The organism is Kitasatospora sp. NPDC086801, assembly GCF_044745805.1.
GTDB lineage: Bacteria > Actinomycetota > Actinomycetes > Streptomycetales > Streptomycetaceae > Kitasatospora.
In genome coordinates, this window is record NZ_JBIVAX010000005.1 from 34960 (window position 1) to 56350 (window position 21391).

The window sequence follows — 21391 nt, forward strand, 5'->3', positions numbered from 1 at the left end:
GCGTCCGGCCCCGTTAGGCCCCGTTAGGCCGGTGCGCAGGAATCCTGCGCGGACCGGCCCGAAGACGCCCGAAAGCTGCCTGACCAGCCGCGTTCCGACGCGCGGCGAACCCCTCCCGCTGCCTACGCTGATCAGGTCCGGTCCACGCGGTGAACCGCCCCGCCGACCGGGCATCCCCCGACACCCCACAGCCGAGAGGGACAGCCGTGTCCGCAGCCCCCGACCGCATGCACCGGCCCGACAACGAACTGGTCGACCTGGTTTTCGACTACATGCGGGACCGGCTGCAGTACGACCCCGTCCCGCTCGACCACCCCGGTGACGGCGAGCACCTGCGCGCCCAGCTGGCCGGTCTGCTGAACCAGGACGGCAACGCCCCCGCCGACGTGCTCAAGCTCTACGACCACGAGCTGTCCCGCGCGGTGATCTCCGCCGACAGCCCGCGCTACCTGTCGTTCATCCCCTGCGCCCCGACCAAGGCCGCGCTGCTCTTCGACATGGTGGTCTCCTGCGCGTCCCTCCAGGGCATCTCCTGGTTGGAGGCGGCCGGCGCGATCGCGGCCGAGAACCAGGTGCTGCGCCTGATCGCCGACCGGGCCGGCCTGCCCTCCTCGGCCGGCGGCACCTTCGTCTCCGGCGGCTCCGCCGGCAACCTCTCCGCCCTCGTCGTCGCCCGTGACACCGCCCGCCGCAAGCTGGGCGTCGGACCGGAGGCGCGGCTGCGGATAGCCGTCGCCGACCAGGTCCACTCCTCGGTCAAGAACACCTTCAACATCATCGGTGTCGAGGCCTTCAAGGTCCCCACCGTGAACCGCCGGTTCACCGGTGAGGCGCTGCGCGCCGCGCTGGCCGCCGACCCGAACCCGGAGACCGTCATCGCGGTCGTGGGCACGGCCGGGACGACCAACGAGGGCATCATCGACGACCTCAAGGGCCTGGCCGAGGTCGCCCGCGAGCGGGACCTGTGGTTCCACGTCGACGGCGCCTACGGCGGCGCCGGCCTGTTCGCCCCCTCGGTGCGCGAGCGCTACAACGGCATCGAGCACGCCGACTCCTTCGTCGTCGACCCGCACAAGTGGCTGTTCGCCCCCTTCGACTGCGCCGCGCTGATCTACCGTAACCCCCAGCTCGCCCGGGCCGTGCACACCCAGGACGCCTCCTACCTCGACGTCCTGCACACCGAGGGCGACGAGTGGAACCCCACCGACTACGCCTACCACCTCACCCGCCGCGCCCGCGGCCTGCCGCTGTGGTTCTCCCTCGCCGTCCACGGCACCCAGGCCTACACCGACGCCATCGAGGCCGGCCTCACGCTCGCCCGGGACACCGCCCAGCTCATCCGCGACACCGACCACCTGGAGCTGCTGTTCGACCCGCAGCTCTCGGCCGTCTGCTTCAAGCGCAAGGGCTGGACCGGAGAGGACTACTACCGCTGGTCGCAGCAGTTGCTCGCGGACCAGATCGGCTTCGTCACCCCCACCGGCTGGGACGGCGAGACGGTCGCCCGCTTCGCCTTCCTGCACCCGGGTACGACGATGGACATGGTCCGGGAGATCCTGGACACCATGGCCTGATCGGCCCCCGGTGACCCGTGGCCCCCGCTGGAGCAACCAGCGGGGGCCACGCCGTCCGGTCCGGTCACAGGAAGGCGCCGCTCGGCAGGTACGGCGCCGGCGGCCGCATCCCGCGCAGCCCGACGAAACCCCGGCTCTGCGGGGTCAGCCCCACCTCCAGGCCGACGTCCAGCGCCCACTCCTGCTCGGCGGTCAGGAACTCCACCCGTGCCTCGACCCCGTCCGGCACCCGGGCCAGCGCCTCGCGCAGCAGCCGGGCGGCGATCCGCTTGGTGGTGGCCGCCAGCAGCTTCACCTCGCCGCCGTCCCGGTAGCAGTAGCCGCTGCCGGCCAGCGCGTCGGCGATCAGCAGTTCCTCGAAGTGGCCCAGCATCAGCTCGTGGTCCGGGCCGTGCGCGGACCCGCGCAGCCGCCGGTCCACCGAGTCCAGCAGGTGCCGGTGGACGGCGCCGCCCCGGTGCACCGGGATGTCCCCCGGATCGAGCAGCCCGGCCCGGTCCACCGGGCCGGTCAGCCGCATCGCCGGGTGCAGGGTGAACCCGGCCAGCCGGTAGCGGCGGGCCGCCGCCGGGGACGCCGACGCGCAGACCATCCCGCGCAGGCAGCCCCGCGAGTGCGCCGCCGCCCGCTCCAGCAGCAGCCGGCCGACGCCCTTGCCCTGCGCCTGCGGCCGGACCGCGAACAGCGACGGCGCCCACAGGCCCTCCCGGCGCATCGACAGCACCGCACCGACCGGCTCCCCGCCGTTCTCCGCCAGCCAGCAGCCCTCCGGGTCGGTGCGCGCCAGGTGTCTGGTCCTGGCCAGCTGCAGCGGGGTCGGTACGGCGGCCGACCCGGGCCGGGCCGGATCGGCGAGCGCGGCGAGGGAGAGCTCCTGGACGGCCTCCGCGTCGGCGGCGGTGTCCCTGACCTGGCGCAGGATCATGGCCACCATCCTGGCGCCCGGCGGCCCGGCCCGGGGCCGGTTCCCCCGGATTCCGCGACTCGGGCGGTGACCCGCCCTCCCGGGTTGTGCGAGCATGGGGAGCGTAGGGGACGCGGGTGCACACCCGGCCCACGGAAATTCCGCCGCCGACAGGCCGACGAAGACAACCGCCGTTCGGGAAATGAATCCGGACGGCCGTTGGTTGGCACTGGCGGCAAACCGTCGTCAAAGACCGGGAGAAAGCAGATGACCGTCCAGGACGAGACCACCGTCGAGAGTGGCATCCTCCTTACCGATGCCGCCGCGGCCAAGGTCAAGGGCCTGCTGGAGCAGGAGGGCCGTGATGACCTCGCGCTTCGCGTCGCCGTCCAGCCCGGTGGCTGCTCCGGCCTGCGTTACCAGCTGTTCTTCGACGAGCGCTCGCTCGACGGCGACGTGATCAAGGACTTCAACGGTGTCAAGGTCGTCACCGACCGGATGAGCGCCCCGTACCTGGGCGGCGCCACCGTCGACTTCGTCGACACCATCGAGAAGCAGGGCTTCACGATCGACAACCCGAACGCCACCGGCTCCTGCGCCTGCGGCGACTCGTTCAGCTAGGCAGCACCGCTCGACGCTCGTTCGAGCTGCGGTACGAAGGCGGCCCCGGGGAATCCCCGGGGCCGCCTTCGCGTTCCACCGCCGCCGCGGCTACTGGCCGGCGACGTCCGGAGTGACCGGGTCCGGCCCCATGTGCGGATCGGCCTCCATCGGCACGTCCTGGCCGCTCGACTGGTCGGTCACCGTCCGCCCGGCCAGCGGCGAGCGCAGATCGGCGGACACCGTCTGCCGCTTGGCCAGCGCGTTGCAGACCTGCCCGGGCTGCACCGGCGCCGCCACCACGATCCTGACGTCCACCCGGCCGGGGTGCGACTCGTCCGCCTTCAGCGCGTACTTCTGGCAGACCCCGCCGAAGAAGTAGACGGTCAGCCGGTTGCTGCCGTCCGCCCGGTAGGAGACCGCCGGGCGCGCCCCCGACCCGGCCGGGTCGGGCTCGCCCACCGCGATCCCGTTGCCCGGGGGAGTGCCCGGCGAGGTGGCCGCCGACGGCTGCCCCGGGGCGGGCGCGGCCGGGGTGGGGGCCCAACCGGTCGGCGGTTTCTGGGCGGGCTGGTCCGTCCCGGCCGACGGGCTCGCCGTCGGAGCCGGCGCGGACGGGGCGCCGGAGGCCGAGGCCCCCGGGGAGGCGGTCGCGCCCGCCGAGGTCGTGGCCGCGCCGCCCGCCGCCGAGTCCGAGGAGGCCTTGCCGTCCCCGTTGCACCCGGCCACCGTCACCACCGCCGCCAGCGCCAGGCCCGCCAGGGCCACCGTCCGCCGACCGCGCCGGGGCATCGTCTCCAGGTCCATCTGTACATCCTCCCGAGGGCTCAGCGGCGCCGCCCGCTCGGCCGCTCCGCGCGGATGTGACGTGACCCGGACGGATCCGGTTCCACCCGCCCCGGGCCGGGGCGGGGCGCCGGGTCACATGCCGTACTCGGCCATCCCCGCGACCAGCCGCTGCGCGTCGGACGGCACCCGGACCCGCTCCCGGGCGGGCGCGGCCGGCTCGGGGCCGGTCGCCAGCAGCGGCCAGAACCGGCGCAGCCGCCGGGACGAACTCACCAGCGCGTCGAGGGTCTCGCCGTCGGCCTCGGTCCGGAGGGCGGTCAGCGGGGGGTGGCTGGGCATCATCGGGCATCGCTCCGATCCATGGCCGTGGCCGCACTGCCACGGTCGACGACGGGGCCCGCCCGGCTCGGCGGGGCCCCTGTCGCGACCCTAGGCCGGGGTTCGGCCCGCCCACCAGTGCTACCCGGAGGTAGTACACGTTCGACGGCGACGGGTGCCACGATGGCACTGCGGGCCGGCGGATTGCGGCGGTCTTGCTGCCGCCCGCCCCGAGCCCGGTACCGTGTGTGGGTTCACCCGTGCTTGCCCGTTGGCCCCGCAGCCATCCTGAGGAGACCTCCCGTGCGTATCGCCGTCGCCGGCTCGATCGCCACCGACCATCTGATGACGTTCCCCGGTCGGTTCGCCGACCAGCTCGTCGCCGAGCAGTTGCACACCGTGTCGCTGTCCTTCCTGGTCGACACCCTGGACATCCGCCGCGGCGGAGTCGCGCCGAACATCGCGTTCGGCATGGGCGTGCTCGGGCTCCGCCCGATCCTGGTCGGTGCGGCCGGCGCGGACTTCGCCGAGTACCGCAGCTGGCTGGAGCGCAACAACGTGGACTGCAACTCCGTCCACATCTCCGAGACCCGGCACACCGCCCGTTTCATGTGCACCACGGACGAGGACCACAACCAGATCGCCTCGTTCTACACCGGCGCCATGGCGGAGGCCCGCAACATCGAGCTCAAGCCGATCGCCGACCGCGTCGGCGGCCTCGACCTCGTCCTGATCGGCGCCGACGACCCGCAGGGCATGGTGCGCCACACCCAGGAGTGCCGTACCCGCGGCTTCGCCTTCGCGGCCGACCCCTCCCAGCAGCTGGCCCGCCTGGAGGGCGACGACATCCGCGACATCGTCGACGGCGCCGCGTACCTCTTCACCAACGAGTACGAGGCCGCGCTGATCGAGAGCAAGACCGGCTGGGGCGCCGAGGAGCTCCTCACCCGGGTCGGCACCCGGATCACCACCCTGGGCAGCAAGGGCGTGCGGATCGAGCGCAAGGGCGAGGCGCCGATCGTGGTCGGCTGCGCCGCCGAGGAGGCGAAGGTCGACCCGACCGGCGTCGGCGACGCCTTCCGGGCCGGCTTCCTGACCGGCCTGTCCTGGCAGCTCGACCTGGAGCGCTCCGCCCAGCTCGGCTGCATGCTCGCCACCCTGGTGATCGAGACCGTCGGCACCCAGGAGTACGAGCTGCGCCCGACCGCCTTCCTGAAGCGCTTCGAGGACGCCTACGGCGCCGAGGCCGCCGCGGACATCCGCGCGCACCTGGTCAAGTAGTCCGCCGGACGACGAGGTAGGCCGAGCCCCGGTCGCCGCCGAAGTCGGCGGCCGGGGCCTCGCCCGCGTACTCCTGACCGCGCATCCCGCACCAGGCCGGGATGTCCAGCCGGGCCGCCTCGTCGTCCGCGAGCACGGCGACCGTGCCGCCCTCCGGCACCTCGCCGATCCGCTTCGCCAGCTCGATCACCGGCAGCGGGCATCGCTTGCCCAGCGCGTCGATCACCAGCAGGGGCCCGGCCGCCGGCTCCGGCTCCGGGGCGGGCAGGTCCAGCCCGAGCGGCGCCCGGACGCCCGCGACCAGCTCCGGCAGCACGGTGAGGAAGCGTTCGACGTCCGCCTCGGTCGTCCCGGACGGCAGCGAGACCCGGACGTTCCCCTCGGTGAGCACCCCCATCGCGGCCAGCACATGGCTCGGCGTCAGGGTGGAGGAGGTGCAGGAGGAGCCGGAGGAGACCGCGAAGCCCGCCCGGTCCAGTTCGGTGAGCAGCACCTCGCCGTCCACGTACAGGCAGGAGAAGGTGACGATGTGTGGCAGCCGCCGCACCGGGTCGCCGACCACCTCGACCTCGGGCACCAGCTGTGGCACCCGGGCCCGGATCCGCTCCACCAGTGCGTGGAGCCGGGCGTTCTCCCGCGCGGCCTCGGCCCGGACGGCCCGCAGCGAGGCGGCCGCGGCGACGATCGCCGGGACGTTGACGTAGCCGGGCACCCGCCCGCCCTCGCGTTCGTCGGCCGGCAGCGGCGAGACGTACCGGACGCCCTTGCGCACCGCCAGCACCCCGACCCCGGGCGGCCCGCCCCACTTGTGCGCACTGGCGGTCAGCAGCGACCAGCCGGCCGGGACGTCCACCCGCCCGACGCTCTGCGCGGCGTCGACCAGCAGCGGGACGCCGGCCTCGCGGCAGTGCCCGGCGACCTCGCCGACCGGCTGGACCGTCCCCACTTCGTGGTTGGCGCTCTGCAGGACGGCCAGCGCGGTGTCCGCGCGCAGCAGCGCGGCGAACCCGTCCGGGTCGACCCGTCCGGTGCGATCCACCGGCGCCACCGAGACCGTGCCCCCGCCCACCTCCTGACGCTCGGCGACGTGCAGCACGCTGGAGTGCTCGACCGCCGAGTGCACCAGGTGGCCGCCGCGCCGCCGGTGGCCGGCCAGCGCGCCCAGCATGCCGAGTTGCACCGCCTGCGTCCCGCTCGCGGTGAAGGCGATCTCGTCCGCCCGGGCGCCGAGGGCCTCGGCCACCGTCTCGCGGGCGGCGTCCAGCAGCATCCGGGCCTGCCGGCCGGAGCGGTACAGCCGGGCCGGGTCGGCCCAGCCCTCGTCCAGGGCGGCGGTCAGCGCCTGCCGTGCGACGGGGTGCAGAGGGGCCGTCGAGGCCGCGTCGAAGTACACGGTCACATTTAACGACACACCCGGTGGCGTTCCGGTCCGACGACATCGCTTACCGGCCGTCAGTCGATCACCCCGAATGTCCGCTTCGTCCGCGTCCGACGGACCGTCACCCGCGTTGTTCGAGGTCATCCCCCGATCGGGCGTAAGGACCTCGAATGCCTACGATGACCTGCGGCGCAGCCCCTGCCGGGCCTGATCGGGCGACCGGGCGGCGCGTTACCGGGGGCTGCCCGTCAGGAGCGCATAAGGCTGGAGTAGGGTTTGGCCCGCATAAGCATTCAAACCGTGCCCGTGGACGGGTCGCCGGGGAGGCTCACAATCCTCCGCGGGGCGACGCGAAGGCGGGCGAGACTTCGGGAAGGCGCTACGTGAGTCCCAACGGCTCCGACCGCTCGCCGCGGCGCACGATGCGGCGGAAGCTGCCTCAGGCGCTGGCACTGGGCCTCGTCATCGCGACCGCCACCGGCTGCTCGGCCAACGACCTCCCCAGGCTTGGCCTCCCGAGCCCCGTCACCAAGGAAGGGCCGATGGTCCTCCAGATGTGGCAGGGCTCCTGGATCGCGGCTCTGGTGGTCGGCGTACTGATGTGGGGTCTGATCATCTGGAGCGTGATCTTCCACCGGCGCAGCCGAACCGGCGTGGAGGTCCCCCCGCAGACCCGGTACAACGTGCCCATCGAGGCGCTCTACACCGCGGTCCCCATCATCATCGTGTCGGTGCTCTTCTACTTCGTCGCCCGCGACGAGTCGAAGCTGATCGCCGTCTCCGAGAAGCCGCAGCACACGGTCAACGTGGTCGGCTTCCAGTGGAGCTGGGCGTTCAACTACGAGAACACCGAGAACCCCGACCCGGCCAACAAGGACGCCGCGTACGACGTCGGTACGCCCAGGGACGTTCCGACGCTCTGGCTGCCGGTCGACGAGTCGGTCCAGTTCCGGCTGACCTCGCGCGACGTCATCCACGACTTCTGGCCCGTCAACTTCATGATGAAGATGGACGTCGTGCCGGGCGTGGTGAACAGGTTCGAGGTCACCCCCACCGTCAAGGGCGAGTACATGGGCAAGTGCGCGGAGCTCTGCGGCACCGACCACTCGCGCATGCTGTTCAACGTCAAGGTCGTCGACCGCGCCGACTACGACAAGCACCTGGCGGACCTCCGGGCCAAGGGCCAGACCGGCGCGTTGCCCTCCGGCATCACGACCATGGGAAGTGAAGAGAAGTGACCATCCTCAACGAGCCCGCCGCGGCCGGCGGGGGCGCCGGGGCCGTCACGGTCGGGGCGCAGCGGACCCGCAAGCCGGGTTCGACCATCATCAAGTGGCTGACCACCACCGACCACAAGACGATCGGCACCCTGTACCTGGGCACGTCGTTCGCCTTCTTCCTGATCGGTGGCATCCTCGCCCTGGTCATGCGCGCCGAGCTGGCTCGTCCCGGGACTCAGATCCTGTCGAACGAGCAGTTCAACCAGGCGTTCACGATGCACGGCACGATCATGCTGCTGATGTTCGCGACGCCGCTGTTCGCCGGCTTCGCGAACTGGATCATGCCGCTCCAGATCGGCGCCCCGGACGTGGCGTTCCCGCGTCTGAACATGTTCGCGTACTGGCTGTACCTCTTCGGCTCGACCATCGCGGTGGCGGGCTTCCTGACCCCGAACGGCGCGGCCAACTTCGGCTGGTTCGCCTACTCCCCGCTGTCGGACGCGGTCCGCTCGCCGGGCGTCGGCGCCGACATGTGGATCATGGGTCTGGCCTTCTCCGGTTTCGGCACGATCCTCGGTGCGGTCAACTTCATCACCACGATCATCTGCATGCGCGCCCCCGGCATGACGATGTTCCGGATGTCGATCTTCGTCTGGAACGTCCTGCTGACCGCCGTGCTGGTCCTGCTGGCCTTCCCGGTCCTGGCCGCCGCGCTGTTCGCCCTGGAGGCGGACCGTAAATTCGGGGCCCACGTATTCGACCCCGCCAACGGCGGGGCGATGCTATGGCAACACCTGTTCTGGTTCTTCGGTCACCCCGAGGTGTACATCATCGCGCTGCCGTTCTTCGGCATCGTGTCGGAGATCATCCCGGTCTTCAGCCGCAAGCCGATGTTCGGCTACTCCGGCCTGATCGCGGCCACCATCGCGATCGCCGGTCTGTCGGTGACGGTGTGGGCGCACCACATGTACGTCACCGGGCAGGTGCTGCTGCCGTTCTTCTCCTTCATGACCTTCCTGATCGCCGTCCCGACCGGGGTGAAGTTCTTCAACTGGGTCGGCACCATGTGGAAGGGCTCGCTGAGCTTCGAGACGCCGATGCTCTGGACGGTCGGCTTCCTGGTCACCTTCCTCTTCGGTGGTCTGACCGGTGTGCTGCTGGCCTCCCCGCCGATCGACTTCCACGTCTCGGACTCGTACTTCGTCGTCGCCCACTTCCACTACGTGGTCTTCGGCACCGTCGTCTTCGCGATGTTCGCCGGCTTCCACTTCTGGTGGCCGAAGATGACCGGCAAGATGCTGGACGAGCGCCTCGGCAAGATCACCTTCTGGACGCTGTTCTTCGGCTTCCACACCACCTTCCTGGTCCAGCACTGGCTCGGCGCGGAGGGCATGCCCCGCCGCTACGCCGACTACCTGGCCTCGGACGGCTTCACCACGCTGAACACCGTCTCGACCATCGGCTCGTTCGTGCTGGGCGCCTCGATGCTGCCGTTCCTCTACAACGTGTGGAAGACGGCCAAGTACGGCGAGAAGGTCGAGGTTGACGACCCGTGGGGCTACGGCCGCTCGCTGGAGTGGGCGACCTCCTGCCCGCCGCCGCGGCACAACTTCCTCACCCTGCCCCGGATCCGCTCCGAATCCCCGGCCTTCGACCTCCACCACCCGGAGATCGCCGCGCTGGACTACCTGGAGAACCACGGTGAGCCGGCCAAGCACCTCGCCGGCGTGACCCCGGCGAAGTACGACGCCCCGAAGCTGGACAAGGGCAAGAAGGAGGGCGACGTCTGATGAAGGAACAGGGAAAGATCTTCCTCGGCCTGGCGGTCTTCGTCCTCGCGATGGCCATCACCTACGGCCTGTGGACCAACCACTCGGACCACGGGATCGAGGCGGCCGGCACCACCGCGCTGTTCCTCGCCTTCGCGCTCTGCGCCTTCATCGGGTACTACCTCGCCTTCACCGCCCGCCGGGTGGACAGCGGCGCGGGTGACAACCCCGAGGCCGAGGTCGCGGACGACGCCGGCGAGCTGGGCTTCTTCGCCCCGCACAGCTGGCAGCCGCTCTCCCTGGCGATCGGCGGCTCGCTGGCGTTCCTCGGAGTGATCTTCGGCTGGTGGCTGCTGTACTGGTCGATCCCGATCATCCTGATCGGCCTCTTCGGCTGGGTCTTCGAGTTCTACCGGGGCGAGAACCAGAACCAGTAGGTTCCCCGGTTCCGCCGCCGACGACAGGGCCGGTCCTCCCGCACGGGGAGGACCGGCCCCGTTGCTTCTCCAGGGTGACGGAATCACTCACCCGGGTGAACGCGGAGTGCCTCGGATGTCGCTTCGGCGGCCTCCGTTCCTACGATCTGAGCAATCGTGCGGACCCTCGGAGGCGGTCATGGCCGACAGGCGCGGAATCGCGGGTATCGGTGGCATCTCGCTGGCCCTCGCAGTGCTGGCCCCACTGGCCGCCTGCTCGTCCGGCGGCGACGAGGCGACCGGTCCCCACCGGATCGACGCGGCTCCGCTGGTCCATCTCTCGGTCGAGGGCGAGGGCAAGGCCGACCCCTCCAAGCCGGTCACGGTGACCTCCGTGCCCGGCAGCCGGCTCACCGACGTCACCGTGGTGGGCCCGGACGGCGGGGTGGTGGCCGGCCAACTCGCCGACGACCAGCGCAGCTGGCAGACCACCGGCCGGCTGAAGGCCGACACCGACTACTCGGTGCGGATCGCCGCCGACGACGGCAAGGGCGGCCGCGGCGACACCACCGCGGACTTCAGCACCCTCGCCGCGCAGCGCCTGCTCACCGCCAAGCTGGGCCCGGACTCCTCGGGCAGCGGCATCTACGGCGTCGGCCAGCCGCTCACCGTGCAGCTCTCCGAGGCGGTGAAGGACCCGCAGGCCCGCCAGGAGGTCGAGCGGGCCCTGACCGTGACCTCCCAGCCCGCCGTCACCGGCGCCTGGTACTGGGTCGGCGACAAGGAACTGCACTTCCGCCCGGAGGAGTACTGGCCGACCGGCACCACCGTCTCGCTGGCCTTCGACGGCACCGGCAGCCGGATCGAGGACGGCCTCTACGGCGGTGACCGCAGCGCGCTGAGCCTGCGGATCGGCCCCCGGGTCGAGACGGTGATCGACGCGGCCGCCCACCTGCTCACCCTCAGGCGCGACGGCGAGACGGTCCGGACCATCCCGGTGACCACCGGCAAGCCCGGCTTCGACACGCGCAACGGCGTCAAGGTGGTGCTCGGCCAGGAGCGGTCCGTCCGGATGAACGGCGAGACGATCGGGATAAAGGCCGGCAGCTCGGAGTTCTACGACCTCAACGTGGAGTGGGCCACCCGGGTCACCTGGAGCGGCGAGTACGTCCACGCGGCGCCCTGGTCGGTCGGTTCGCAGGGCCTGGAGAACGTCAGCCACGGCTGTACCGGCATGAGCACCGAGAACGCCAAGTGGTTCTACCAGAACACCAGGGTGGGGGACCTGGTGACGGTGGTGAACAGTCGCGGCGCCGCCATGGAGCCGTTCGGCAACGGCTTCGGGGACTGGAACATCTCCTGGACGGACTGGGTCAAGCACGGCGCCCTCGGACAGCCCGTCAGCACCATCGCGCCGCCCTCCCAGGCCCGCGCCTCGGGGATCATCCGTCCGGAGGGCTGAGGGCCCCTGGAGGGGCTTCCTCAGGCCTCCTGGTAGGCCAGCCGCAGCGCGGCGGCCACCGAGGCCAGCGCGTCCGCCTGCGGGAGCCCCAGCCGGATCGCCCGCTCGGCGTACTCGGCGGCGGCCGCGGCGGCCAGCCGGTGCGCGGTGTCGCCGGTGGCCGCGATCAGCGTGCCGCGCCGGCCGTGGGTCTCCACCACGCCGTCCGCCTCCAGCTCCCGGTACGCCCGGGCGACCGTCCCGGCGGCCAGCCCCAGCTCCTCGGCCAGGGCCCGGACGGTGGGCAGCCGCAGCCCGGTCGGCAGCTCGCCGGAGCGGGCCCGCTCGGCGATCTGGGCCCGGATCTGCTCGTACGGGGGAGTGGCGGCGGCGGGGTCGACGGACAACTGCACGGGAGCTCCTGGAGGGTGCGGACGGGGGGACGGGAAAGCCCGAGGGCCGCTGACCAGAAGAACTCTGGTCAGCGGCCCTCGGGTGTGACGCTGCGGGGCGTACGGGATCAGTGGTGGCCGTGGCCGCTGGTGATCTCGTGGTGCTCCTCGGAGGTCGGCTTGGGGATCTGGCTGCCGCCGCCGTAGAAGCCGCGGGACAGCTTGGCCCGGGTGCGGGTGACCAGGCCGGCCTTGCGGGCCACGCCGTTCTCGTCCGCCTGGGCCGGCAGCTCGACCGGCTGGACCTGCTCGTGCGCGGTGAGCTTGTACAGGTCCTTCTGCGGCAGCTGGGCGTGCACCTCGACGAACTCGCCGTGCGGCAGGCGCTTGATGACGCCCGTCTCGCGGCCGTGCAGCACCTTCTCCTTGTCCCGGCGCTGGAGGCCGAGGCACCAGCGCTTGGTGATGATGAAGGTGATGACCGGCACCGCGAAGAAGCCGACGCGGACGAAGTAGGTGATCGAGTTGATCGACAGGTGCAGGTGGGTGGCGAACAGGTCGTTGCCACCACCGACCAGCAGCACCAGGTACAGGCTGATCCAGGCGGCGCCGAGCGCGGTGCGGACGGGCGCGTTGCGCGGGCGGTCCAGGATGTGGTGCTCGCGCTTGTCGCCGGTGATCCAGCCCTCGATGAACGGGTAGACCGCGATCGAGACCAGGACCAGCGGGAAGATCATCAGCGGGATGAAGACACCCAGGTTCAGGGTGTGGCCCCACAGGCCGACCTCCCAGCCCGGCATGACGCGGATCAGACCCTCGGAGAAGCCCATGTACCAGTCGGGCTGGGCGTCCGTGGACACCTGGTCCGGGCGGTACGGGCCGTACGCCCAGATCGGGTTGATCGTGGCGATCGCCGAGATGGCGGCGATCAGACCGAACACCAGGAAGAAGAAGCCACCGGCCTTGGCCATGTAGACCGGCATCAGCGGCATGCCGACGACGTTCTTCTCGGTCTTGCCCGGGCCCGCCCACTGGGTGTGCTTGTGGTAGAAGACCAGGATCAGGTGCGCCACCAGCAGCCCGAGCATGATGCCCGGGATCAGCAGCACGTGGATCGTGAAGAAGCGCGGCACGATGTCGTGGCCGGGGAACTCGCCCCCGAACAGGAACATCTGGATGTAGGTGCCGACCAGCGGGACGGCGAGGATCGCGCCTTCCATGAAGCGGATACCGGTACCCGACAGCAGGTCGTCCGGCAGCGAGTAGCCGAAGAAGCCGTCGAACATGCCCAGGATCAGCAGCAGGAAGCCGAAGACCCAGTTGATCTCACGCGGCTTGCGGAACGCGCCGGTGAAGAACACGCGCATCATGTGCACGAGCATCGCGGCCACGAAGACCAGGGCGGCCCAGTGGTGGATCTGCCGGATCAGCAGACCGCCGCGGACCTCGAAGCTGATGTCCACCGTCGAGGCGTACGCCTCGGACATCCCGATGCCCTTGAGCGGCACGTACGAGCCGTTGTAGACGACCTCGGCCATCGACGGCTTGAAGAACAGCGTCAGGTAGACACCGGTCAGGATGATGATGACGAACGTGTAGAGGCAGATCTCGCCCAGCATGAAGGACCAGTGGTCCGGGAAGATCTTGCGCAGGTTGGCCTTGGCGAGGGAGTAGATCCCCACCCGGCCGTCCGTCCAGTCAGCAGCGGCCTCCCACTTGTTGGCGGGCTTGGCGCGCGTGCTGGCGGGCTTGGCGGCACCGGTGGTGCTGCTCGTACTCATCGAGCACGCTCCCAGTAGCTCGGGCCGACGGGCTCCTCGAAGTCGCCGGTGGCGACCAGGAAGCCCTTCTCGTCAGTGGTGATCTTCAGCTGCGGCAGCGGGTGGCCGGCCGGGCCGAAGATCACGCGCGCGCCGTCCGCCAGGTCGAAGGTCGACTGGTGGCAGGGGCAGAGCGCGTGGTGGGTCTGCTGCTCGTACAGGCTGATCGGGCAGCCGACGTGGGTGCAGATCTTGGAGTAGGCGAGGATGCCCTCGAAGCCCTTCTCCCGCGACCGGTCGTCCTTGATGTCGTCCGGCGCGATGCGCACCAGCATCAGGGCGTCCTTGGCGATCGCCTGCTGGAAGTCCTCGTCGTGGACGTGCAGGCCCTCGGGCATGGCGAAGGTCAGCGAGCCGATGACGATGTCGTCGGCCTTCATCGGCAGGCTGGTGCTCATGTTGATGAGCTGCAGCGGCTTGACCGGGGTCGCCTCGTTCCAGCCCGTCTCCTTCAGCTTCTTCTCGGGCAGCGGCCCGAGGTCGCGGAGCAGGACCACGCCGGAGAGCGGGACCAGCGCCATGGAGCCGATGAGCGTGTTGCGGATCATCTTGCGGCGGCCGAAGCCGGACTCGGCGGCACCGGTCTTGAACTGCTCGATGACGTCCGCGCGGACCTCGTCGTCAGCCTCGATCGGGTGACGCTCGGCCGGCAGTTCGACGTCCGACATCAGCGTGCGGGCCCAGTGGACCGCACCCGCGCCGATCATGAACAGCGCGACGCCCAGGGTCAGGCCGAGCGCGAAGTTCAGCGCGCTGACGTGACCGAGCGGGAAGATGTAGACGATCTTGTCCGGGTCGATGGCCACGTAGGAGGCGATGAAGCCGACGGTGGCGAGCATCGAGACCACGAACATCAGCGAGACCTGGCGCTCGGCCCGCTTGGCGGCCCGCTCGTCGATGTCGGTGCGGCGGGGCTCGTGAGCCGGCAGGCCCGGGTCGGCGAACGCGTCGCCGTGTGCGGCGACGTCGCCGGCGGAGCCGTGTGACTCCGGAAGCTTCTCTTCTGACATGTCGTGGCTCATGACTTCTTGGCCTTGGTGGTGTGGGCGGCGACCCAGATCGCGACCGCGATGAGCGTGCCGAGACCGAAGATCCAGCCGAACAGACCCTCGGTCACCGGACCGAGGCTGCCGAGCGTGAGACCACCGGGATTGGGCTCATCGGAGGTGGTGTGGCGGACGAAGGCCACGATCTGCTTCTTCTGCTCCTCGGGCATGGTGGTGTCCGGGAACGACGGCATGTTCTGCGGGCCGGTCTGCATGGCCTCGTAGATGTGCTTGGCGTCCACGCCCTCCAGCGACGGGGCGTACTTGCCCTTGGTCAGGGCACCGCCCTGGCCGGCGAAGTTGTGGCACTGGGCGCAGTTGGTGCGGAACAGCTCGCCACCCTTGGAGATGTCATCGGGGTTGGTCGAGGTGTACTGCTCCGAGGTCGGCGTCACCGGGCCGGGGCCGAGCGAGGCCACGAAGGCGGCGAGCTGGTCGATCTCCGCCTGCGAGTAGATGTTCTTCTTGCGCGGCACCTGGGCGCCGGGCTGCTGGGCCGGCATGCGGCCGGTACCGACCTGGAAGTCGACGGCGGCGGAGCCGACGCCGACCAGGCTCGGACCGTCGCTGCTGCCCTGGCCGTTCAGGCCGTGGCACGAGGAGCAGCCCACGGCGAAGAGCTTCTTGCCCTCATCGATCGCGAGCGACTGCGCGGAGACGTCGGCCTGCGCCTTGTCGGCGGGCGCGAACGCGGCGTACAGCCCCCCGGTTGCCGCCAGGGCGAGAAGTAGGACGACCAGCGCCGCCAATGGGTGGCGCCGTCGTGCGGAGAGCTTTTTCACGGAATAACCCCGGTGTCAGGATCTGGTCGACTGGTGGGTGCACCCGGCGGCCGGTCTGGCCGGCACGAGGCTGCCTGTCTAGGGCTGCGCGCGCGGTCGGTCGGTGGGAGCGTCGCCACCGGCAGAATCGGCCCGACGCCGGTGAGGGCGGGGACCGAAGCCGGTGGCCAGCGACCTGATCAGCTGGTTACTTGATCAGGTAGATGGTCGCGAACAGGCCGATCCACACGACGTCGACGAAGTGCCAGTAGTACGACACGACGATCGCGGCGGTGGCCTGCTCGTGCGTGAAGCGCTTGGCTGCGTACGTCCGTCCCAGGACCAGCAGGAAGGCGATCAGACCACCCGTCACGTGCAGACCGTGGAAGCCGGTGGTCAGGTAGAACACCGTGCCGTACGGGTCGGAGGACAGCGAGAGGCCGTCCTTCTTGACCAGCTCGGTGTACTCGAAGATCTGGCCGCCGATGAAGATCGCGCCCATCGCGAAGGTGATGACGAACCACGAGCGGAGCTTCTTCACGTCCCCGCGCTCGGCAGCGAACACGCCGAGCTGGCAGGTCAGCGAGGAGAGCACCAGGATCGTGGTGTTGACCGAGGAGAAGGGCACGTTGAGGGCGTGCGCCTTCTCGGTCCAGAACTCGGCTCCCTTGACGGAGCGGAGCGTGAAGTACATCGCGAAGAGGGCCGCGAAGAACATCAACTCGGAACTGAGCCAGACGATCGTTCCGACGCTGACCATGTTCGGCCGGTTGACCGATCCGTGCGCGTGCCCGGTTTCTACTGCTGTTGCTGTCGCCACGACGGACATTATGTCGGTCCCTTATTCCGTCTTCACGCCGGGGGGTGTCCCTCGGAGTGTCCGGTGCGTGCGGTATGCCCCCCTGGGGGGCGGTGGGGGGCCCGGATGGCGGCTGAGCAGCGGCGTGTCCCTTTTCTGACGGTTCCTCGGAGGGGCCTACGACCCCGTTGCCCAGCGCGTCGTTGCACGCTTGGCGGAGCCTCCGGCGGTAATGCGCGGGCCCCGTATCGGCCGTACGGGTGGTCTGGACGGGTCCGGGTGACGGGCCGTCCTCCGGGCGGGTGAGTCGCGGGCGCGGCGGCTTGAGGAGGAAGGTCCGCGAGGGGGACTCGGCGAGGGGTGATCGGGAGTAGCATCCGGATCAGGCGAACGTGGTCCGGATCACACTTGAGGGAGCAGGGCCCATGGCGTACACGACCGACGAGACGCTCACCGTCCTCGTCTACAGCGACGACCGCAACACCCGCGAGCAGGTGCTGACGGCACTCGGCCGCCGGCCCGCCGAGGACCTTCCGGAACTGTCCTACCTGGAGTGCGCGACCACCCCCGCGGTGCTGAAGGCACTGGAGAAGGGCGGCGTGGACCTCTGCATCCTGGACGGCGAGGCGGTGCCGGCCGGCGGGCTCGGGCTCGGCCGCCAGCTCAAGGACGAGATCTACGGCTGCCCGCCGGTGCTGGTGCTGATCGGCCGGCCGCAGGACTCCTGGCTGGCCGCCTGGAGCCGGGCCGACGCCGCGATCTCCCGCCCGGTGGACCCGGTGGCGCTGGCCGAGGCGGTCGCCACCCTGCTGCGGGCGCGGCTGGCCAAGCGGGCCCCCGTCAGCCGCTGAGCGATGTCGTCTCACGACTAGAGAAGACGCCGCCGCGGGAACCCCGCCGGTCGATAGGCTGACTCCATCCGTACGGACGTCCCCCCGACGCGGGGAACCCGACAACAGCTGGAGTCAGCCATGGTGAACGTGAACCCTGCGAACGGTGGTACCGACCCCGCGCAGGTGGTCCGCACCTGGCCGGACGTCCTGGCGGTGCTGTTGAAGGGGGAGGACCTCGACCGCTCGGCCACCGCGTGGGCGATGGACCGGATCATGAGCGGCGAGGCGTCCCCCGTCCAGGTGGCCGGGTTCATGGTGGCGCTGCGGGCCAAGGGCGAGACGGTCGACGAGATCACCGGCCTGGTGGACGCGATGTACGCGCACGCCGAGCCGCTGGACATCCCCGGCCCGGCCGTGGACATCGTCGGTACCGGCGGCGACCGGGCCAAGACCGTCAACATCTCCACCATGTCGGCGATCGTCGCGGCCGCGGCCGGCGCCAAGGTGGTCAAGCACGGCAACCGGGCCTCCTCCTCGGCCAGCGGCTCCTCGGACGTGCTGGAGAAGCTCGGCGTCCGCCTCGACCTGTCGGCCCGGCGGGTCGCCGAGATCGCCGAGGAGGTCGGGCTGACCTTCTGCTTCGCGGCCAAGTTCCACCCGTCGATGCGGCACGCCGCCACCGCCCGGCGCGACCTCGGGGTGCCGACCGCGTTCAACATCCTCGGCCCGCTGACCAACCCGGCCAAGGTCACCGCGCACGCGATCGGCTGCTTCGACACCCGGCTCGCCGGGCTGATCGCCGGCGTGCTCGCCCGGCGCGGCTCGACCGGCCTGGTCTTCCGGGGCGACGACGGCCTGGACGAGCTGACCATCACCACCACCTCGCAGGTGTGGATCGTGCGCGACGGGACCGTCACCGAGACCACCTTCGACCCGCGGGACGTCGGCGTCGAGCTGGTCGGCATCGAGGCGCTGCGCGGGGCGGACCCCTCGTACAACGCCGAGGTCGCGCGCCGGCTGCTGGCGGGCGAGCGCGGGGCCGTGCGGGACGCCGTCCTGATGAACACGGCGGCGGCGCTGGTCGCGCTCGACCTGGGCGAGGCGCCGCTCGCCGAACAGCTCGCGGCCGGCATGGCGCGGGCGGAGCGGGCCATCGACTCGGGCGCGGCGCAGGAGCTGCTGCGGCGTTGGTCGGAGGCCACCAGCCGGGTGTGAGGCGGTAGTTGGGAGCCCGTGCCGGACCGTCGGCGCGGGCTCCTCGGCTGTCCGGATGGTGGATGCCCGTTTGACCACTCGCTGGACGCGACCTAGAGTCTTGGCCAGGTCATGAGTGACAGCGTCAAGCCCCAGCTGGCTGTCCGGCAACCCTCCGTCCGTGGCGGGGTGCCCTGGGTGAGGACCGGGTCGCTCGGCGAATCGTCCGTGCGGCAAGCGCGGACACCCGACGACTAGCACTCCCGGGGTCCCACACCCCCGAAGGAGTGCATCCTCATGTCCGTTGCCGTTGAACTCTGCGCCCCCCTCGCCGTCCTCGGCCACGACGTCCAGGTCCCGCTCGCCAGCGGTGAGAAGGTCGGGTACGCGGCCCTCGACTACGCGGCCAGTTCCCCGGCGCTCCAGCGGGTCTGGGACGACGTCTCCGCCTACGCCCCCTACTACGGCAGCGTGCACCGCGGCGCCGGGTACCTCTCCCAGCTGTCCACCGACCTGTTCGAGCAGAGCCGCCGCACCGTCGCCGAGTTCCTCGACCTGCGCGAGGGCGACCAGGTGGTCTTCACCCGGGCCACCACCGACTCGCTCAACCTGCTCGCCTCGGCCGTCCCGGCCGGGACCCGGGTGTTCGCCTTCGAGACCGAGCACCACGCCTCGCTGCTGCCCTGGGCGCACGCCGGGCTCGACGTCCACTACCTGCGCGCACCGCGCTCGCACGCCGAGGCGGTCGCCGCCCTGGACGCCGCGCTCGCCGAGGCGCCCGAGGGCCCCAAGCTGCTCTGCGTCACCGGCGCCTCCAACGTGACCGGCGAGCTGTGGCCGGTCGCCGAGCTGACCGGGACCGCGCACCGGCACGGCGCCCGGGTGGTGCTGGACGCCGCCCAGCTGGCCCCGCACCACCGGGTCTCGGTGCGCGAGCTGGACGTCGACTGGATCGCCTTCTCCGGCCACAAGATCTACGCGCCGTTCGGCGCCGGCGTGCTGGCCGGCCGGGCGGACTGGCTGGACGCGGCCGACCCGTACCTGGCCGGCGGCGGGGCGACCCGGACGGTGGCCCGGGAGGCCGACGGCTCGGTGGCCGTCCAGTGGCACTCCGGCCCGGCCCGGCACGAGGCCGGCTCGCCGAACGTCATCGGCGCCTACGCGATCGCCTCGGCCTGCCGGGCGCTGGGCGAGGCGGGCTTCGACGCGCTGGAGGCCCGGGAGCGGCAGCTGATCGCCCGGCTGACGGCGGGGCTGGCGGAGATTCCGCAGGTCAAGGTGCTGAACCTGTTCGGCGCCGAGGCGGCCCGGGTGGGCGTGCTGTCCTTCGTGGTCCAGGGCTGGAACAGCTCGCACTTCTCGGCCGCGCTGTCCGCCGAGTACGGCATCGGGGTCCGCGACGGCCTGTTCTGCGCGCACCCGCTGCTGCGCACCCTGCTCGGGGACGAAGAGGTCTCCCCCTCCGAGTGCGGGGCGCCCGAGCCGTCGCTGCCCGGCGAGCGCAGCCTGAACGCGATCCGGGTGAGCTTCGGGGCCGGGACCCCGGACGAGCACGTCGACCGCTTCCTGACCGCCGTCCGCGAGCTGGTGACGGACGGTGCCGCGTGGAACTACCGCAACGAGGGCGGCCGCTGCGTCGCCACCGTGCAGGTCGACCGCGGGCGTCGGCAGGGCTGAGGGGGGCCTACTCGTCCAGGCCGAGGGCGAAGGCGGCTTCGAGGTCGTGCTGGGAGTAGGTGCGGAAGGCGATCTGGGTCTCGGTGTGGGCCACGCCCGGGACCTTGTTCAGCCGGCCCGGGATGACCGCGGCCAGATCGTCGTGCCGGCGCACCCGGACCATCGCCACCAGGTCGTAGCCACCGGTCACCGAGTACACCTCGCTGACGCCCTCGATGGCCGCGATGGCCTCGGCGATCTCCGGGATGCGGTCGACACTGGTCTTGATCAGGACGATGGCGGTGATCACTGTTCGGGCTCCTTTGTGGGGTGCCGCCAGCGTATCGGGCGTCAGCCGGGTCGTCTCGGGGGGTGGCTGACCACCGTGCAGGCGTAGAGGAAGCCCGCCGAGAAGCCGATCACGTGGACCAGATAGGCCACCCCGGGCCCGGCCGAGTGGACCGACCACCACTGCAGGCCGAACCAGAGGCCGAGCACCAGCCAGGCCGGGAAGCGCAGCGGCAGGAACAGCAGCAGCGGGACGAGCGTCGTCACCCGGGCGCGCGGATGGAAGCGCAGGTAGGCGCCGAGGACGGCGGAGATCGCGCCGGAGGCGCCGATCAGCACCCGGGTGGAGTCCGGGGAGTGCGCCTCGGCGAGGGCGAAGCCGTACGTGGCCAGGCTGCCGGCGGCCAGGTAGAAGACGGCGAACCGGGCCCGGCCCAGCTGTCGTTCGACGGTGGGGCCGAAGACGTAGAAGAAGAGCAGGTTGCCCAGCAGGTGCAGCCAGCCGGCGTGCAGGAAGAGCCCGGTGAGGACGGACAGCGCCGGGTGCTTGCCCGGGGTGGGTGCGGCCGGGCAGCCCGGGGCCGGGTCGGGGGCCTCGGCCAGCTGCTCGGCGGTCAGCGGGCGGCCAGCCAGCACCTCGGCGGGGATGACGCCCCAGCGCTGCTCGTACCGCTGCTCCGCGCAGAGCCGGGCCTGGCCGGTGCCGTACAGCGGGTTGAGCCCGGCGGCCGGGCCCAGCAGGAACACCAGGGTGTTGACCGCGATCAGGGCGTAGGTGACCGCCGGGGCGGGCACGGCCGGGCGGTCGCCCCGCGCGTCGGTGTGCCCGGGGGCCGTCAGTGCCATGCGGCCAAGCATCCCTCCGTGTCGGGCGTGTGACACGGCTTTGTACGGCAGGTGGACTAGTCCGCT

Annotated in this window: 21 protein-coding genes and 1 riboswitch; of the genes, 10 read left to right on the plus strand and 11 right to left on the minus strand. The window is 71.2% G+C overall.

Features of this window, described 5'->3' with window-relative positions; all coding sequences use genetic code 11:
* The first annotated feature begins 206 nt into the window (after positions 1-206).
* Positions 207-1574: a pyridoxal phosphate-dependent decarboxylase family protein gene (locus tag ACIPLC_RS08640; protein WP_400472217.1), complete on the plus strand. Its 1368-nt coding sequence runs from the start codon at positions 207-209 to the stop codon at positions 1572-1574.
* A gap of 64 nt (positions 1575-1638) precedes the next feature.
* Here the strand turns inward: ACIPLC_RS08640 and ACIPLC_RS08645 are convergent, their stop codons facing one another.
* Positions 1639-2499 (minus strand): GNAT family N-acetyltransferase, encoded by an 861-nt coding sequence (locus tag ACIPLC_RS08645; protein WP_400472218.1) that lies wholly within the window; start codon positions 2497-2499, stop codon positions 1639-1641.
* Positions 2500-2745: 246 nt separating this feature from the next.
* Here ACIPLC_RS08645 and erpA point away from each other — a divergent pair, with 246 nt between their 5' ends.
* A complete protein-coding gene (gene erpA, locus ACIPLC_RS08650; protein WP_280674605.1) occupies positions 2746-3099 on the plus strand; it encodes an iron-sulfur cluster insertion protein ErpA in 354 nt (117 codons plus the stop codon).
* A 90-nt stretch (positions 3100-3189) separates the two neighbouring features.
* Here erpA and ACIPLC_RS08655 read toward each other — a convergent pair whose 3' ends face one another.
* A complete protein-coding gene (locus ACIPLC_RS08655; RefSeq protein WP_400472219.1) occupies positions 3190-3885 on the minus strand; it encodes a hypothetical protein in 696 nt (231 codons plus the stop codon).
* A gap of 114 nt (positions 3886-3999) precedes the next feature.
* Positions 4000-4209, minus strand: a complete 210-nt coding sequence (locus ACIPLC_RS08660) for a hypothetical protein (RefSeq protein WP_400472220.1) — start codon at positions 4207-4209, stop codon at positions 4000-4002.
* Between the two features lie 279 nt (positions 4210-4488).
* On the opposite strand from ACIPLC_RS08660, the gene ACIPLC_RS08665 reads away from it, so the two are divergent.
* Entirely contained in the window at positions 4489-5466 is a 978-nt protein-coding gene (locus ACIPLC_RS08665; RefSeq protein WP_400472221.1) for a carbohydrate kinase family protein, read from the plus strand.
* Here the strand turns inward: ACIPLC_RS08665 and ACIPLC_RS08670 are convergent.
* Complete coding sequence (locus tag ACIPLC_RS08670) at positions 5459-6859, minus strand: cysteine desulfurase/sulfurtransferase TusA family protein (protein WP_400472222.1); 1401 nt, start codon at positions 6857-6859, stop codon at positions 5459-5461. The two genes, ACIPLC_RS08665 and ACIPLC_RS08670, sit on opposite strands and share 8 nt — an antisense overlap.
* A gap of 368 nt (positions 6860-7227) precedes the next feature.
* On the opposite strand from ACIPLC_RS08670, the gene coxB reads away from it, so the two are divergent.
* The 4 genes from coxB to ACIPLC_RS08690 all read left to right on the plus strand — a co-directional run bounded on the left by coxB (position 7228) and on the right by ACIPLC_RS08690 (position 11711).
* Positions 7228-8082 (plus strand): cytochrome c oxidase subunit II, encoded by an 855-nt coding sequence (gene coxB / locus ACIPLC_RS08675; RefSeq protein WP_400472223.1) that lies wholly within the window; start codon positions 7228-7230, stop codon positions 8080-8082.
* Positions 8079-9854 (plus strand): cytochrome c oxidase subunit I, encoded by a 1776-nt coding sequence (gene ctaD, locus ACIPLC_RS08680; RefSeq protein ID WP_063347291.1) that lies wholly within the window; start codon positions 8079-8081, stop codon positions 9852-9854. Before coxB ends, ctaD begins: the two co-directional genes overlap by 4 nt.
* Positions 9854-10270 carry a cytochrome c oxidase subunit 4 gene (locus ACIPLC_RS08685; RefSeq protein ID WP_400472224.1) on the plus strand — a complete coding sequence of 139 codons (417 nt, stop codon included), beginning with the start codon at positions 9854-9856 and terminating at the stop codon, positions 10268-10270. Before ctaD ends, ACIPLC_RS08685 begins: the two co-directional genes overlap by 1 nt.
* Before the next feature lie 178 nt (positions 10271-10448).
* On the plus strand, positions 10449-11711 hold the full coding sequence (locus tag ACIPLC_RS08690; protein ID WP_400472225.1) for an Ig-like domain-containing protein: 1263 nt from the start codon (positions 10449-10451) through the stop codon (positions 11709-11711).
* Positions 11712-11731: 20 nt separating this feature from the next.
* Here the strand turns inward: ACIPLC_RS08690 and ACIPLC_RS08695 are convergent, their stop codons facing one another.
* The 5 genes from ACIPLC_RS08695 to ACIPLC_RS08715 all read right to left on the minus strand — a co-directional run bounded on the left by ACIPLC_RS08695 (position 11732) and on the right by ACIPLC_RS08715 (position 16538).
* The gene (locus ACIPLC_RS08695) at positions 11732-12103 is read right to left on the minus strand and encodes a GntR family transcriptional regulator (RefSeq protein ID WP_400472226.1); all 372 of its coding nucleotides are present in this window, start codon (positions 12101-12103) and stop codon (positions 11732-11734) included.
* A gap of 107 nt (positions 12104-12210) precedes the next feature.
* A complete protein-coding gene (locus ACIPLC_RS08700; protein ID WP_400472227.1) occupies positions 12211-13863 on the minus strand; it encodes a cytochrome bc complex cytochrome b subunit in 1653 nt (550 codons plus the stop codon).
* A complete protein-coding gene (locus ACIPLC_RS08705; RefSeq protein WP_400472228.1) occupies positions 13860-14912 on the minus strand; it encodes a Rieske 2Fe-2S domain-containing protein in 1053 nt (350 codons plus the stop codon). Before ACIPLC_RS08705 ends, ACIPLC_RS08700 begins: the two co-directional genes overlap by 4 nt.
* Before the next feature lie 8 nt (positions 14913-14920).
* On the minus strand, positions 14921-15730 hold the full coding sequence (locus ACIPLC_RS08710) for a c-type cytochrome (RefSeq protein ID WP_400472229.1): 810 nt from the start codon (positions 15728-15730) through the stop codon (positions 14921-14923).
* A gap of 187 nt (positions 15731-15917) precedes the next feature.
* Positions 15918-16538 (minus strand): heme-copper oxidase subunit III, encoded by a 621-nt coding sequence (locus ACIPLC_RS08715; RefSeq protein WP_400472230.1) that lies wholly within the window; start codon positions 16536-16538, stop codon positions 15918-15920.
* A gap of 395 nt (positions 16539-16933) precedes the next feature.
* Here ACIPLC_RS08715 and ACIPLC_RS08720 point away from each other — a divergent pair, with 395 nt between their 5' ends.
* The 3 genes from ACIPLC_RS08720 (at position 16934) to ACIPLC_RS08730 (ending at position 20212) form a co-directional block, all read left to right on the plus strand.
* A complete protein-coding gene (locus ACIPLC_RS08720) occupies positions 16934-17359 on the plus strand; it encodes a hypothetical protein (protein WP_400472231.1) in 426 nt (141 codons plus the stop codon).
* A gap of 120 nt (positions 17360-17479) precedes the next feature.
* On the plus strand, positions 17480-18556 hold the full coding sequence (gene trpD / locus ACIPLC_RS08725) for an anthranilate phosphoribosyltransferase (protein ID WP_400472232.1): 1077 nt from the start codon (positions 17480-17482) through the stop codon (positions 18554-18556).
* Positions 18557-18663: 107 nt separating this feature from the next.
* A riboswitch (SAM riboswitch) is annotated at positions 18664-18781 on the plus strand.
* A 51-nt stretch (positions 18782-18832) separates the two neighbouring features.
* A complete protein-coding gene (locus ACIPLC_RS08730) occupies positions 18833-20212 on the plus strand; it encodes an aminotransferase class V-fold PLP-dependent enzyme (protein WP_400472233.1) in 1380 nt (459 codons plus the stop codon).
* A 7-nt stretch (positions 20213-20219) separates the two neighbouring features.
* On the opposite strand, the gene ACIPLC_RS08735 is transcribed toward ACIPLC_RS08730, so the two are convergent.
* Together ACIPLC_RS08735 and ACIPLC_RS08740 are read right to left on the minus strand one after the other, a co-directional pair.
* Positions 20220-20501 carry an Lrp/AsnC ligand binding domain-containing protein gene (locus ACIPLC_RS08735; protein ID WP_063347281.1) on the minus strand — a complete coding sequence of 94 codons (282 nt, stop codon included), beginning with the start codon at positions 20499-20501 and terminating at the stop codon, positions 20220-20222.
* 41 nt (positions 20502-20542) lie between these two features.
* The gene (locus ACIPLC_RS08740; RefSeq protein ID WP_400472234.1) at positions 20543-21325 is read right to left on the minus strand and encodes a rhomboid family intramembrane serine protease; all 783 of its coding nucleotides are present in this window, start codon (positions 21323-21325) and stop codon (positions 20543-20545) included.
* Between the last annotated feature and the right edge of the window lie 66 nt (positions 21326-21391).